The 13486-nt window shown below is 69.6% G+C and carries 10 protein-coding genes; 6 read left to right on the top strand and 4 right to left on the bottom strand.

The window, feature by feature from the left end; all coding sequences use genetic code 11:
• Positions 1-13: 13 nt before the first annotated feature.
• From JTJ31_RS03110 to JTJ31_RS03100, 3 genes are read left to right on the top strand one after another with little or no spacing between them, the layout of a single operon-like run.
• Positions 14-2329, top strand: coding sequence for a bifunctional salicylyl-CoA 5-hydroxylase/oxidoreductase (locus JTJ31_RS03110; RefSeq protein WP_207537112.1), 2316 nt, complete (start codon positions 14-16; stop codon positions 2327-2329).
• Positions 2326-3534 (top strand): flavin-dependent oxidoreductase, encoded by a 1209-nt coding sequence (locus tag JTJ31_RS03105; RefSeq protein ID WP_236019781.1) that lies wholly within the window; start codon positions 2326-2328, stop codon positions 3532-3534. The genes JTJ31_RS03110 and JTJ31_RS03105 overlap by 4 nt, the downstream gene beginning before the upstream one ends.
• Complete coding sequence (locus JTJ31_RS03100) at positions 3531-4277, top strand: enoyl-CoA hydratase (protein ID WP_328805652.1); 747 nt, start codon at positions 3531-3533, stop codon at positions 4275-4277. The genes JTJ31_RS03105 and JTJ31_RS03100 overlap by 4 nt, the downstream gene beginning before the upstream one ends.
• A gap of 83 nt (positions 4278-4360) precedes the next feature.
• On the opposite strand, the gene trpE is transcribed toward JTJ31_RS03100, so the two are convergent.
• Both trpE and JTJ31_RS03090 read right to left on the bottom strand, forming a co-directional pair.
• Positions 4361-5845, bottom strand: a complete 1485-nt coding sequence (gene trpE / locus JTJ31_RS03095) for an anthranilate synthase component I (RefSeq protein ID WP_207537111.1) — start codon at positions 5843-5845, stop codon at positions 4361-4363.
• A complete protein-coding gene (locus JTJ31_RS03090) occupies positions 5845-7731 on the bottom strand; it encodes a peptidylprolyl isomerase (RefSeq protein WP_207537110.1) in 1887 nt (628 codons plus the stop codon). Before JTJ31_RS03090 ends, trpE begins: the two co-directional genes overlap by 1 nt.
• 108 nt (positions 7732-7839) lie before the next feature.
• Between JTJ31_RS03090 and tpiA the strand changes: the two genes are divergently transcribed.
• The 3 genes from tpiA to JTJ31_RS03075 all read left to right on the top strand — a co-directional run bounded on the left by tpiA (position 7840) and on the right by JTJ31_RS03075 (position 10909).
• On the top strand, positions 7840-8574 hold the full coding sequence (tpiA, locus tag JTJ31_RS03085) for a triose-phosphate isomerase (RefSeq protein WP_207537309.1): 735 nt from the start codon (positions 7840-7842) through the stop codon (positions 8572-8574).
• A 56-nt stretch (positions 8575-8630) separates the two neighbouring features.
• Entirely contained in the window at positions 8631-8951 is a 321-nt protein-coding gene (gene secG / locus JTJ31_RS03080; protein WP_207537109.1) for a preprotein translocase subunit SecG, read from the top strand.
• 323 nt (positions 8952-9274) lie between these two features.
• On the top strand, positions 9275-10909 hold the full coding sequence (locus JTJ31_RS03075) for a CTP synthase (RefSeq protein WP_207537108.1): 1635 nt from the start codon (positions 9275-9277) through the stop codon (positions 10907-10909).
• Positions 10910-10913: 4 nt separating this feature from the next.
• Here the strand turns inward: JTJ31_RS03075 and JTJ31_RS03070 are convergent, their stop codons facing one another.
• Entirely contained in the window at positions 10914-12086 is a 1173-nt protein-coding gene (locus JTJ31_RS03070) for an O-antigen ligase family protein (RefSeq protein ID WP_207537107.1), read from the bottom strand.
• On the bottom strand, positions 12083-13477 hold the full coding sequence (locus JTJ31_RS03065; protein ID WP_207537106.1) for an aspartate aminotransferase family protein: 1395 nt from the start codon (positions 13475-13477) through the stop codon (positions 12083-12085). The genes JTJ31_RS03070 and JTJ31_RS03065 overlap by 4 nt, the downstream gene beginning before the upstream one ends.
• Positions 13478-13486 lie beyond the last annotated feature (9 nt).

Below are 13486 nucleotides of genomic sequence, written 5' to 3'. Positions count from 1 at the left end.
CAGGAGCAGCGCCATGCGCATCGCCATCATCGGCGGCGGCCCCGCCGGCCTTTACTTCGCCATCCTGATGAAGCGCGACATGCCGAAGGCGCACGTCACGGTGGTGGAACGCAACCGGCCGGACGACACCTTCGGCTTCGGGGTCGTGTTCAGCGATGCCACGCTTGATGCCTTCAAGGAGGCGGACGAGCCCTCCTACCGCGCCATCACCGGGAGCTTCGCCTATTGGGACGACATCGAGGTGGTTGCGAAGGGCGCGCGGCACCGCATCGGCGGCAACGGGTTCTGCGGCTGCTCCCGCCGCACGCTGCTGCTGCTGCTGCAGGACCGCGCTCGCCGTCTCGGCGTGGAGCTGGAGTTCGGGCGTGAGGCGCAGCCGGAGGATTTTCGCGACGCCGACCTCGTCGTCGCGGCGGATGGCATCAATTCCCCGATCCGCGAGCACTTTCGCGAGGAGTTCCGGCCCACCCTCGACCTGCGTCCCAATCGCTTCGCCTGGATGGGTTCGACGCGTCCTTTCGACGCCTTCACCTTCTTCTTCAAGGAGCGGACCGAAGGCATCTTCATCGCCCATTGCTACCAGTACCAGCCGGGTCGCTCGACCTGGGTCATGGAGACAGACCCCGAGACCTTCGTCCGTGCCGGGCTGGGTGCGATGGACGAGGCGGAGAGCGCCCGGTTCCTGGAGAGCGTGTTCCGGGAGGAGTTGCAGGGGCATCGCCTGATCACCAATCGCTCGCACTGGCGGCGCTTTCCGACCATTCGCTGCGAGCGCTGGGTGAGCGGCAGGCTCGTCCTGCTCGGCGACGCCAAGGCCAGCGCGCATTTCTCCATCGGCAGCGGCACGAAGCTGGCGATGGAGGATGCGATCGGCCTGCACCGCGCCTTCATGGCGAGGGGTGACGTCGCCACCTGCTTGCGACGCTACGAATCCGGCCGACGCGAAGAGGTGGAGAAAACGCAGCACGCGGCCGACGTTTCACTCGTCTGGTTCGAGCATGTGCGGCGCTTCTGGCACTTCGCCCCGGCGCGCTTCGCCTTTGGCGTGATGACCCGCTCTAAGGCCATTACCTGGGATAGCCTCCTGCTCCGCGCACCTGGCTTCGTGCGGGAAGTCCAGGAGCTGGTGGCGGCAGAGGCGCCGGGCGGAAAGCCGGATAACCCGCCCATGTTTCAGCCCTTCCGCCTGCGGGGCATGGAGGTCGCGAACCGCGTCGTCGTCTCGCCCATGTGCATGTACTCGGCCGAGGAAGGGGTGCCCACCGACTTTCACCTGATCCATTACGGCGCGCGGTCCATGGGCGGCGCGGGGCTGATCGTCACGGAGATGACTTGCCCGGCGCCGGATGCGCGCATCACCCCAGGCTGCACCGGAATGTGGAACGACGCGCAGCAGGCGGCCTGGACCCGCATCGTCGCCAATGCCCACCGGGCCGGCGCACGCATCGCGCTGCAACTTGGCCATGCCGGGCGGAAGGGGGCAACCAGGCTGATGTGGGACGGGATGGATCAGCCTCTGGAGGAAGGTGCGTGGCCCATCCTGTCGGCCAGCGCGATCCCGTACTTCCCGCACAGTCAGGTGCCGCGCGAGATGACGCAGGAGGACATGGAGCGGGTGAAGGCGGAGTTCGTGGCGGCTGCGCGGCGTGGTCTCGAATGCGGCTTCGACATGCTGGAGCTCCACTGCGCCCATGGCTACCTGCTTGCCAGTTTCCTCTCGCCGCTGACCAACCACAGGGCTGACGAGTATGGCGGGCCGGTCGAGAACCGGCTGCGCTTCCCGCTGGAGGTGTTCCGGACTCTGCGCGCCGAATGGCCCGCCGACCGGCCGATGTCGGTCCGCATCTCCGCCACCGACTGGGCCGATGGCGGGATCTCCGACGCGGATACGCTGGCCATTGCCCACGCCTTCCGTGACGCAGGCTGCGACCTCATCGACGTCTCGACCGGCCAGACCGTGCATGACGCTCTGCCGAGCTACGGCCGCATGTTCCAACTTCCCTGGGCGGACATGATCCGCAACGAGGCAGGCATGGCGGTGATGTGCGTCGGCTCGATCACCACGGCGGATCAGGTGAACACCATCGTTGCGGCCGGGCGTGCCGACCTTGTGGCGCTGGGGCGGCCGCATCTGGCCGACCCTTCCTTCACCCTCCATGCCGCGGCAGAATACGGCGTCCGCGATGTGGCGACGCCGATCCAGTACGAGTACGGCAAGCAGGCACTGTTCCGCACCGCCGCGCGCGCGAGGGAGGAGATGATGGAGCTTCGGCGCAAGGCCCGTCCGGCCAGCCATGCCCCGGCCCCGCTGGGCCGCGCGGCGGAATGACACTGCCCGTCCTGATCGCGGGGGGTGGTGTTGGCGGCCTCACCCTCGCCCTGTCGCTGCATGAGCGCGGCATTCCCTGCGTCGTTCTGGAAGCGGCGCCGGAGGTGCGGGAACTCGGCGTGGGTATCAACACCTTGCCGCATGCCATCCGCGAGCTCGCGGCGCTGGGCCTGTTGCCGGCGCTGGACGCAGTGGCGATCCGCACGCGGGAGCTGCGCTACCTCAACCGCTTCGGGCAGGTGATTCGCAGCGAGGCGCGCGGGATGCATGCGGGACATGACGTGCCGCAGTTCAGCATCCATCGTGGGCGGCTGCACGGCGTGCTGTGGCGCGCGGCCCAGGAGCGGCTTGGCGCGGCGCTCCGCGCCGGCAGCCGTGTGGAGTCCTTCGGTCAGGATGCCGAGGGCGTGACCGTGACGCTCCCTGGCGGCGAGGAGCTTCGCGGCGCCGCGCTGGTGGGGGCGGACGGCATCCATTCCGCGATCCGCCGCAGGATGCACCCGGAGGATGGCGGCATACGCTGGAACGGGATCCAGATGTGGCGCGGCGCGCTGGACTGGCCGGAATACGAGGGTGGCGACTGCATGATCGTCGCCGGCGACATGAAGGAGAAGCTGGTCCTCTACCCCATCGCGCCGGGCTCGGCGCCGGGCACGCGCCTCACCAACTGGGTAGTCTGCGCGCAGATCGGCGACCCGTCCGGACCACCGCCCCGCCGGGAGGACTGGTCGCGCCCCGGCAAGCTGGAGGAAGTGCTGCCGCATCTGCGCCGCTTCCGTGTTCCCTGGCTGGACGTGGAGGCGCTGGTCCGCGCCACGCCCGAGTTCTGGGAATATCCGATGTGCGACCGCGACCCGCTGCCGCGCTGGACGGAGGGGCGCGTGACGCTGCTCGGCGACGCGGCGCATCCGATGTATCCGGTTGGCTCCAACGGCGCCTCCCAGGCGGTGCTCGATGCGCGCTGCCTCGCGGCAAAGCTGGCTTCGCTACCGGTAGAGGAGGCGCTGCTGGCCTATGAGGGTGAGCGACTGCCTTCGACGCGCGACATCGTGCTGAGCAATCGGCGCGGCGGACCGGAACGCGTGGTGGACGTCGTGAGCGAGCGCGCCCCTGACGGCTTCGCGCGCATCGAGGATGTCATCGCCCCGGAGGAGCTGGAGGCGATCAGCAAGGGATATGCAGTGATGGCGGGATTTGCGCGGTGAAGGTCGAGATCCGGAGAGACGGCGACATTCGCCGTGTCACGCTGCTGAACCACGCCAAGCTGAACACGGTGAACTCGCCGATCCTGGAGGAGATGGCGCGCGCCTTCGCGGTGGAGGAGGATATCCGAGCCGTGGTGCTGACCGGCGAGGGCGACCGCGCCTTCATCGGCGGCGCCGACATCTCCGAGATGGGCGCCATCCGGACTCCCGAGGTCGGGCGTGCCTTCATTTCCCGCATCCATGCGGTGAACAGCGCCATCCGCGCTTGCCCGGTGCCGGTCATCGCCCGCATCCAGGGCTGGTGCCTGGGAGCGGGGATGGAGATCGCGGCGGCCTGCGACCTGCGCGTGTCGGCCGAGGAAGCGAAGTTCGGCATGCCTGAGGTGCGGGTCGGAATCCCCTCTGTGGTGGAGGCCGCGATGCTGCCCAACCTGATAGGCTGGGGGCGGACGCGGCGCCTCCTCCTGCTCGCTGAGACGCTAGACGCCCGAACCGTCGAGGAATGGGGCTTCCTGGAGCGCGTCGTTCCTCGCGCCGGGCTGGACGCGGCGGTGGAGGAGTGGCTGCACTTGCTGCGCGAGGCCGGGCCGCGCGCCATCCGCGACCAGAAGGCACTGATCTCCCGCTGGGAGGGGCTGACGCTGGACGAGGGAATCGAGGCCGGAGTCGGCGCCTTCGGCCAAGCTTTCACGACCGACGAGCCGGCGCGGATGATGGGCGCCTTCCTCAACCGGAAGCGCTAGGCGGGTCAATCGCCGGCTGAGGCATCCAAGCGCTCAGCAGAGGGTCCACCTCTGCTGAGCGCCCATGAGACGTTCAGCTTCGTTCAGCGGCCCCCGGCCGCGAAGCGCACCGCTTCCTCGGCGGCGCGGAACAGGGCGCGTGCCTTGGCGATGCATTCCTCGTGCTCGGCGCGCGGGTCGCTGTCGGCCACCACGCCGGCACCGGCCTGGACGTGCAGCGTCCCGTCCTTCACCAGCGCGGTGCGCAGGGCGATGCACACATCCATGTTTCCATCTACGCCGAAATAGCCGAGGCCGCCGGCGTAGAGGCCCCGCCGCGATGGCTCCAGCTCCTCGATGATCTCCATGGCGCGCACCTTCGGCGCGCCGGAAAGCGTGCCGGCCGGGAAGCCCGCGACCAGCGCGTCCAACGCCGAAAGCCCGGGACGCAGCCTGCCCTTCACCTCGGAGGCGATGTGCATGACCTGGGAGTAGCGCTCGATCACGAACTGGTGCGGCACGCGTACGCTGCCGATCGCCGCGACGCGCCCCACGTCGTTGCGGCCGAGGTCGAGCAGCATCAGGTGCTCCGCCCGCTCCTTCGGATCGGCGAGGAGTTCGGCTTCCAGCGCCTGGTCCTCCGCCGGGGTGGCGCCGCGGCGTCGCGTGCCCGCCAGGGGGCGGATCGTCACCTCGCTATTGCGGCAACCCACGAGGATTTCGGGCGAGGCGCCGGCCGTCGCGAAGGCGCCGAAATCGAAGAAGGTGAGGTAGGGCGCCGGATTGATGCGGCGCAGGGCACGATAGAGCGCGAAGGGCGGCAGCGCGAAGGGCGCCGAAAAGCGCTGCGACGGCACGATCTGGAAGGCGTCGCCGGCACGGATGTATTCACGCGCCCGCTCCACCGCCGCCATGTAGCCTTCCGGCGTGAAGTTGGATTGCGGCTCCGGCTGCGGTGGCAGGCGGGCAGGCGGTGCCGGACGGGGAAGGGGCCGCGACAGCGCCTCTTCCGCATCGTCCAGGCGCTGCTGCGCGCGCTGCCAGGCGGCTTCCGGGTCGGCGGCGTCCCAGACCGGCGTCACCAGCGTCAGCGCATCGCGCACGTGGTCGAACACCGCGACCAGGGTTGGCCGGATGAGCACCGCTTCCGGGATGCCGAGCACGTCCGGATTCAGCGCCGGGAGGCGCTCCATCTGCCGGACCATGTCATAGCCCAAATAGCCGAACAGCCCGGCGGCGATGGAGGGTAGGCCGGCAGGGCGGCGGATCTGCAAGGCGGCGACACGGGCGCGCAGCGCCTCCAGCGGCGGCAGCGCCTCGCGCTGGAAGGCATGCGGTGCGGAGAGAGCCTGCTCGTTGCACTCGGCCACGCCGTCGCGCACGCGCCAGATCATGTCGGGGGCAAGGCCGATGGCGGAATAGCGCCCGCGCGCCGCGCCGCCTTCGACGCTTTCCAACAGGAAGGAAAAGGGCCGCCCCTCGGCCAGCTTGAGGAAGGCACCGACCGGGGTGTCGAGGTCGGAGACGCGCTCGCGGTGCAGAAGCACCGGGCCTTCGGCCAGCGCCTCGCGGAAGGCGGCGAAATCCATCACTCGCCGCCCGCGATCTGCTGCACGATGCGCGGGTTGATGCGCACGTCGGAGCGGGCGCGCAGCGCCGCCTGATACTGGGCCTCCAGATCCTCAGCCATGGTCTGCGCCAACTCGCGGCGCAGCGTGCCGAGCGCCTCCGCCGCTTCGCCAAGTTCGGCGGGCTGGATCGAAAGAAGCTGCGCCACCGCGAAAGAGCGCGGACGCTCCACCATGGTCGCGCCATTCACCGGCAGCTCGAAGACCGGCGCGAGCAGCTCGCGCGGCATCGGGTTGCCGCCGCCCGGTTCACGTCCGAAGGGCCCCAGCACTTCTGGCGTGGCACCGATTTCGGCGGCGGCCTCGGCCATCGGGCGCCCGGCGCGCAGCGCGGCCAGCAGGGCGGCCGCGCGCTGTTCCTGGTATCGGCGGCGCGCGTCGGCCAGGAAGGCCTCCGTCACCTGCTGGCGCACCTCGTCCAGCGGGATGAGGGCGGGCGGGATCACTTCGCGCACCTCCACCGCCATGAAGCCCCATTCGCCTTCCTGGAAGCGGGGTGCCGCGCCGCGCTCAGCGGCGAAGATGGCGCGAAGCGCCGCGGCGCGGGCAGCGGCGGGGACGGGCAGGGGCACTTCCGTCCCGTCCGGCGCGCGGCCCTCGGCGTCGATCCGCGCCTCGGCGAAGCCGAGCTCATGGCGCCGTGCGGCCTCGGCCACCGTGGCGCCGCCGGCCAGCGTGTCCTCCACGCGGGTCGCCCGGTCGAAGGCCTCGTCCGCGGCGCGCTCGGCGGCCAGCGTGGCGCGGATTCGGTCGCGCACGGCTTCCAGAGGCTGCGTCTCACCGGGCTGCACGGTGCCGACGCGCAGCACATGCCAACCGAAGGGCGTCTGCACCGGGTCGGACACCGCGCCCGCCGCCAGGGCGAAGGCGGCATTTGCCAGAGCCGGGAGCGGCATCTCGGTGCGGGTGACGGAGCCAAGCGGCGTGGCGCTGCCGCCCGCCTCGCGCGCGGCCGCCTCGACGGCAGGGAACTCCGTCCCCTCCTCGCGCCACAGCCGTGCCACCTCGCGCGCCGCTTCCTCGGTGGGCAGGAGGGCCTGGAACACCTCGCGCCGCTCGGGCGCGCCGTATTGGTCGCGATTCGCGGCGTAGGCATCCTCGATGTCGCGTTCGCTCACCTCGATCGAAGCGATCATCCGCTCGGCGTTCAGCGTGGCGATGGCGACGTCGCGGAACTCCGGCGTGGAGAAGCGTGCGGCGTTGTTCTCGTGGAACCGGGCGAGCTGCGCCTCGGTGGGGGCCTCCGGCTCCGGTGCGGCGGCGAATTCCAGCTCGACCAGCGAGGCGGTGCGCCGTTCCAGCTGCCAGGCCAGGATGCGGGCGGCCAGCGCCTCGGGCGCGGCGGCACCGGAGCGGACTGCGCCCGAAAGCTGCTGGCGCGACAGGTCGGAACGCAGCAGCGCCAGGAAGCCGCTCTCGGTCAGGTCGTTGTTGCGAAGGAACTGATTGAAGGAATCGCGCGAGAATCGGCCATCCAGCCCCTGGAACCCGGGGATACGGAAGACGTAGGCGCGCACCGTATCGTCGGGGACGGTGATGCCCATGCGCCGTGCTTCCTGCCGCGCCACGCGGTCGATGACGAGGGATTCCACCGCTTGTTCCGCCACGGCGCGGCGGATCGTCGCATTAGGGGTGAAGTTGCCCTGAAGCGCGCGGGTGATGCGCTGCAGCTCGCGCGTCGTCGCCTCTTGTGCCTCCTGCGCCTCGATTGCCTCGCCGCCCACGCGGGCGACGGAGGTGTCGCGGCCGATGTTGCGGACCATGTCCTCGATGCCCCAGATGGCGAAGGACAGGATCAGCAGGATGAAGAGGGCCTTGGCGAACCAGGTCCCAGCCAGGCGGCGCATCGCGGAGATCATGGGCAGGGATTAGCGGCTGGCCGGGCAGTTGCCAAACGGGGCGGCCCGCGCCATCACCGGCCCGCCAAAATAAGGATGCTCGGGATGACGCCAGGAATCCGCCCCCTGATCGCCGGGAACTGGAAGATGCACGGCACGCTGGCCGAGGCCTCCCGGCTCGCCGAGGGGGTGAAGGGCGGTGCGACGGGCGCCGACCTCCTGGTCTGCCCGCCCTTTCTGCACATCCCGGGCGTGGTCTCGGCCCTGCGGGGCTCCTCCGTCGCGGTCGGCGGGCAGGACTGCCACGCGGCGGCCAAGGGCGCCCATACCGGGGATGTGAGCGCCGCCATGCTTTGCGATGCCGGGGCGACCCACGTCATCCTGGGCCACAGCGAGCGCCGGGCCGATCATGGCGAGACGGACGCTGACGTGCGTGCCAAGGCCGAGTCGGCGCTCGCCGCCGGGCTGACCCCCATCGTCTGCGTCGGCGAGACCGAGGACCAGCGCTTGGCAGGCGAGGCGGAGCATGTGGTCGAGGCGCAGCTTGCCGGCTCGCTGCCCGACGGCTTCGCTGAGGCGGGCGGCGTGGTGGCCTATGAGCCGGTCTGGGCGATCGGCACCGGCCGGACCCCGACGGAGGACGACATCGCCGCCATCCATGGCGCGATGCGCCGCGCCCTGGTGGGCCGCTTCGGCAAGCCCGCCGAGGCGACGCGCCTGCTCTATGGCGGCTCAGTGAAACCGGGCAACGCGGTGGCGATCCTGGCCCTCCCGCATGTGGATGGCGCGCTGGTGGGCGGGGCCAGCCTGGTTGCGGCGGATTTCCTGGCCATTGCCCAGGCGGCGGGCTGAAGCGCGGCCCGAGGCGGCTTCCGGTCCCGGTGCGCTTGGTCTAGAAGCCGGGCACCATGTCCACCGTCCTCCTTGTCCTGTTCCTGCTCGTAACCCTGGCGCTGATCGGCGTGATCCTGATCCAGCGCTCCGAAGGGGGCGGGCTCGGCATCGGCTCCTCGCAGGGGATGGGTGGACTGATGTCGGGGCGCGGGACGGCAAATCTGCTGACGCGGACCACCGCCATTCTTGGCACGATGTTCTTCGCTCTCGCCCTGGTTCTGGCCCTGCTAGACCGTGGAACCGGCGCACGCCGCTCCATCCTGGACGCACCGCCGCCGGCCGCCCCGGCCACGGCTCCCGCCGTCCCGGCGATGCCGGCCGTCCCGACCAACTGACGCACGGTTGTGGAGGGGCTTTTCCCTCCCTTCGATGGAACCCCTGCCGCGGGAGGCTTCGCGGTGGATGAGGGCTTCCTTCCCATTCTGATGTTCCGCTGCCGTCCCGACTCGACTGGAGCACGCACGCCATGAAAGGGCTGCTTGCCTAGCGCTATGCGAGCGGACGCCGCGTGGCGAGGCCAGGGCGTCCAAAGCGCGATCAAGCCCTTGCCATGCCGAGGCAACGCTGCCGAACGCGCCTGCCATGAGCGGAACGAACCCACGGGTTGCGTCGGGGAAGGGGTGACTTCCAACCCGGCTTCAGGGTAGGACGGGCTCCCATGGCGCGGTTCGTATTCATCACCGGCGGCGTGGTCTCTTCCCTCGGAAAAGGCATCGCGGCGGCTTCCCTTGGGGCCCTGTTGCAGGCGCGCGGCTATCGCGTGCGCATCCGCAAGCTCGACCCCTATCTCAACGTGGATCCGGGGACGATGTCCCCGTACCAGCATGGCGAGGTCTTCGTGACCGATGACGGGGCGGAAACCGACCTCGACCTCGGTCACTACGAGCGCTTCACCGGCGAGCACGCGACGCGGGCCGATAACTGGACCACGGGCCGGCTCTATTCCGAGGTGATCGCGAAGGAGCGCCGCGGCGACTACCTGGGCGCGACGGTGCAGGTCATCCCGCACATCACCGATGCCATCAAGGAAGCCGTCCAGGCCGACACCGATTCCTACGACTTCGTCCTGGTCGAGATCGGCGGCACCGTGGGCGACATCGAGTCGCTGCCCTTCCTGGAGGCTATCCGCCAGCTAGCGAACGAGCTGGGCCCGCAGCGCAGCCTCTTCGTCCACCTGACGCTGGTGCCCTACATCCCCTCGGCCGGTGAGCTGAAGACCAAGCCGACGCAGCATTCCGTGAAGGAGTTGCTGGGCGTCGGCATCCAGCCGCAGATCCTGCTCTGCCGCTGCGACCGCCCGATTCCCGAGAATGAGCGGCGCAAGATCGCGCTGTTCTGCAACGTCCGTCCCGAGAGCGTGATCCCGGCCTACGACGCGCGCTCGATCTACGAGGTCCCGCTCTCCTACCACCGTGAGGGGCTGGACCGCGAAGTGCTGCGCCACTTCAACCTGAGCATCTATGGCGAGCCCGACATGCGCCCCTGGCAGCGCGTGGTGGAGCGGATCACCAACCCCGAGGGGGAAGTGACGATCGCCGTGGTCGGCAAGTACACGGGGCTTCTCGACGCCTACAAGTCGCTGAACGAAGCGCTGGCCCATGGCGGCATCGCCCACAACACCCGCGTCAAGCTCGACTGGGTGGATAGCGAGATCTTCGAGCGCGGCGAGGAAGAGGTGCTGAACCGCCTCCATGGCGTGCACGGCATTCTGGTTCCCGGCGGCTTCGGCGAGCGTGGTACGCTGGGCAAGATCGAGGCGGTGCGCTTCGCGCGCGAGCGGAAGATCCCCTTCCTCGGCATCTGCTTCGGGATGCAGATGGCAGTGATTGAGGCGTCTAGGAACCTGCTAGGCTTGGAGAAGGCTTCCTCCACCGAGTTCGGCCCGACCGAGGAACCGGTGGTGGGGCTGATGACCGAATGGGTACGCGGCAACCAGCGGGAAAGCCGCACGGCCACCAGCGACCTGGGCGGCACCATGCGCCTTGGCGTGTATCCGGCGCAGCTTGCAACCGATTCGCTGGTGGCGAGCGTCTATGGCAGCGACCGGATCGAGGAGCGGCACCGCCACCGCTACGAGGTGAACGTCGCCTATCGGGACAAGCTGGAAGGCTGCGGGCTGCGCTTCTCCGGCATGTCGCCCGACGGCGTCCTGCCGGAGATCGTGGAGTATCCGGACCATCCGTGGTTCATCGGCGTGCAGTTCCATCCGGAATTGAAGTCCAAGCCCTTCCAGCCGCACCCCCTCTTTGCCGGCTTCGTGGGTGCGGCGGTGAAGCAGATCCGGTTGGTCTGAGGACCTATCGCGCGCCGCGGTCTGGCACCGCGGCGCAGGCGGCGGCGGCAAGGAGCAGCCCCGCCACCCACCAGTACTGCCACACGCCGTAGGACAGCATCGCCACCACCAAGCCGGCGGCGAAGCAGCCCACGGCGGCGGGACTGCGTGCTGCGCGCCCCAACTCCACCAGAAGCCACGCCGCGAGTACGGCGCCGACCGCACCGAGTTCCAGCCAGATCTGTAGTGCAGCGTTGTGCGGGTGCAGTGGCAGGAGCTGTGCCGTCGCCCAATAGGGCCCTGAAACGCCGAAGCGCGCGAGCACTGCGGCATCCGGCGCGCCGGTGCCGCCGGGAATGGTGCGCGACGCTTCCATGCCCCAGCCGATCAGCGGCGAATCCGTGATGCGGGAGGCGACGAAATCCCAGATCAGGAGCCGGTGCGCGGCGGAGAAGGGAAGTTCGCCCACCTCGATCCCACCTCCCAGCACAAAGCGCGCCAGGAAGGGCGCGGCAAGCACGAAGGCAGCCCCCACCAGCCCGATCAGCATCCCGACGGAACGCACGGCAAACGCAGCGAGGAGTGCGGCGGCGACCGCGGCAAGCGAAGCGAGCTTCGCCGCCTCACCAGGCAACAGGAAGGAGACGAACACGACTCCCGCCGCGAGCAGCACTCGCAGCGGCAGCGGAACGGATGGATGAGCGAAGGCGAGAGGCGCGAGCAGCGCCATCCCGGCCATGGCGTTCTTCAGCCCGAAGGCGAGTTGCGCCGGCGCTTCCGGCAGGCCGCGCACCGCCGCACGCACCGCATTGCCGGTGGCATCGTCCAGCGCCGCGACCGCCAGCCCCAGAGCCAGCCCTCCAGCGGCCCAGTATCCGATGCGCGGAGAAGGCGAGGCGAGCAGCGCCGCCCCGGCCATCGCCCCAAGCCCGGTCATCGCCGCAAGGCGAAGGCTGGTGTCGAGGGCGCGCCCGGGCTCCGGCGACCACAGCGCCGAGACCGCCGCCCAGGCGAGCAAGGCGAGCAGCGGCCAGGCCGGACGGGGCAGATGGGAGGGGCGCCACCCCTCGCGCCAAGCCAGCAGCACCGTCCCGGCGAGGCCGAGCAGCGCAAGCGGCGCCATGGCGCGCGACTGGAGGACGAGCGCGAGTGGCAGCAGCGCGAGCGCTGCCGCCACCGAAAGCGGCGCGCGGTTCAAACCGGCGCGAGGCTCTCGCGCCGCAGCTGGACCTGAAGCTCGTCCAGGGCGCGGCCGAAGCGGTCGAGCATGTCGTTCACCTCCGCCTCGGTGATGATGAGCGGCGGAGAGAAGGCGATGCCGTCGCCGGGCAGGAAGCGCATGATCAGCCCATGCGACTCCGCGATCTTAGACAGGCGCGGAGCGATCTTGCGCGCCGGGTCGAAGTTGCGGCGCGCCGCCTTGTCCTCGACCAGTTCGACCGCCGCGATCAGTCCGCGCCCACGCACCTCGCCGACCAGCGGATGGTCGCTGAAGCGCTTCCGCAGCCCGTCCTGCATGGCGGGCGCGACGGAGCGGACGTGACCGACCAGGTCCATCTCGTCATAGATCTTCAGCGTCTCCACCGCGACGGCGGCCGGGACCGGATGGCCCGAATAGGTGAAGCCATGGCCGAAGGTGCCGACGCTCTGCGAGCCATCGGCCAGGCCTTCGAAGACCCGCTCATTCACCATGACGGCGGAGATGGGCAGGAAGGAGGAGGAGAGCGCCTTGGCGCAGGTGAGGATGTCCGGCTGGATGCCGAAGGCCTGCGAGCCCCAGTACTCGCCGGTGCGGCCGAAGCCGCAGATCACCTCATCCGCGACAAAGAGCACGTCGTGGCGCCGCAGCACCGCCTGCACCTTCTCGAAATAGGTCGCCGGCGGTACCAGAACGCCGCCCGCGCCCATGATCGGCTCGGCGAAGAAGGCGGCGACGGTGTCCGGCCCCTCGCGCAGGATCACTTCCTCGAGCTCGTTGGCGAGGCGGGTGGCGAAATCCTCCTCGGACTCACCCTCATTCGCGCCGTGATAATGGTGCGGGGTCGAGACGTGGTGGATGCCGGCAATCGGCAGGTCGAACAGCTTGTGATTCGCCGGCAGGCCCGTGAGCGAGGCCGCGGCGAGGGTGACGCCGTGATACCCCTTGATGCGCGCGATGATCTTCTTCTTCTGCGGCCGCCCGGTCGCGTTGTTGAAGTACCAGATCATCTTGATGGCGCTGTCATTCGCCTCGGAACCCGAATTGGCGAAGAACACCTTCGACATCGGCGCAGGCGCGCGCTCCAGCAGCATCTCGGCCAGTTCTATCTGCGGCTCGTGCGAGCGGCCGGTAAAGCCGTGATAGAAGGGAAGCTGGCGCATCTGGCGCGTCGCCGCCTCCACGAGCCTCTCGTTGGAGAAGCCGAGCGAGGCGCACCACAGCCCGGCCACCGTTTCGATGTAGGAATTGCCCTGCTCGTCGAAGACGCGCACCCCCTCTCCGCGCGTGATGACCAGCGGCCCGTTCTTCTGGTGGGCACGGCCATCCGTGTAGGGATGCAGCACGCTCGCGATGTCGCGGACGGCATTGCTGTTGCGGGGAGGGGTCATGTCGCGTCT

It is taken from the genome of Sabulicella rubraurantiaca, from assembly GCF_017355885.1.
GTDB lineage: Bacteria > Pseudomonadota > Alphaproteobacteria > Acetobacterales > Acetobacteraceae > Roseococcus > Roseococcus rubraurantiacus.
The sequence above is the reverse complement of the archived record's forward strand: the minus strand, read 5'-3'. Positions and strand labels throughout refer to the sequence as shown.

Excerpts from the sequence above, each read along its gene's own strand:
- JTJ31_RS03110 (WP_207537112.1), top strand. The coding sequence starts at position 14 with ATGCGCATCGCCATCATCGGCGGCGGCCCCGCCGGCCTTTACTTCGCC.
- JTJ31_RS03105 (WP_236019781.1), top strand. The coding sequence starts at position 2,326 with ATGACACTGCCCGTCCTGATCGCGGGGGGTGGTGTTGGCGGCCTCACC.
- trpE (WP_207537111.1), bottom strand. The coding sequence starts at position 5,845 with ATGGATTTCGCCGCCTTCCGCGAGGCGCTGGCCGAAGGCCCGGTGCTT.
- JTJ31_RS03090 (WP_207537110.1), bottom strand. The coding sequence starts at position 7,731 with ATGCGCCGCCTGGCTGGGACCTGGTTCGCCAAGGCCCTCTTCATCCTG.
- secG (WP_207537109.1), top strand. The coding sequence starts at position 8,631 with ATGTCCACCGTCCTCCTTGTCCTGTTCCTGCTCGTAACCCTGGCGCTG.
- JTJ31_RS03075 (WP_207537108.1), top strand. The coding sequence starts at position 9,275 with ATGGCGCGGTTCGTATTCATCACCGGCGGCGTGGTCTCTTCCCTCGGA.
- JTJ31_RS03065 (WP_207537106.1), bottom strand. The coding sequence starts at position 13,477 with ATGACCCCTCCCCGCAACAGCAATGCCGTCCGCGACATCGCGAGCGTG.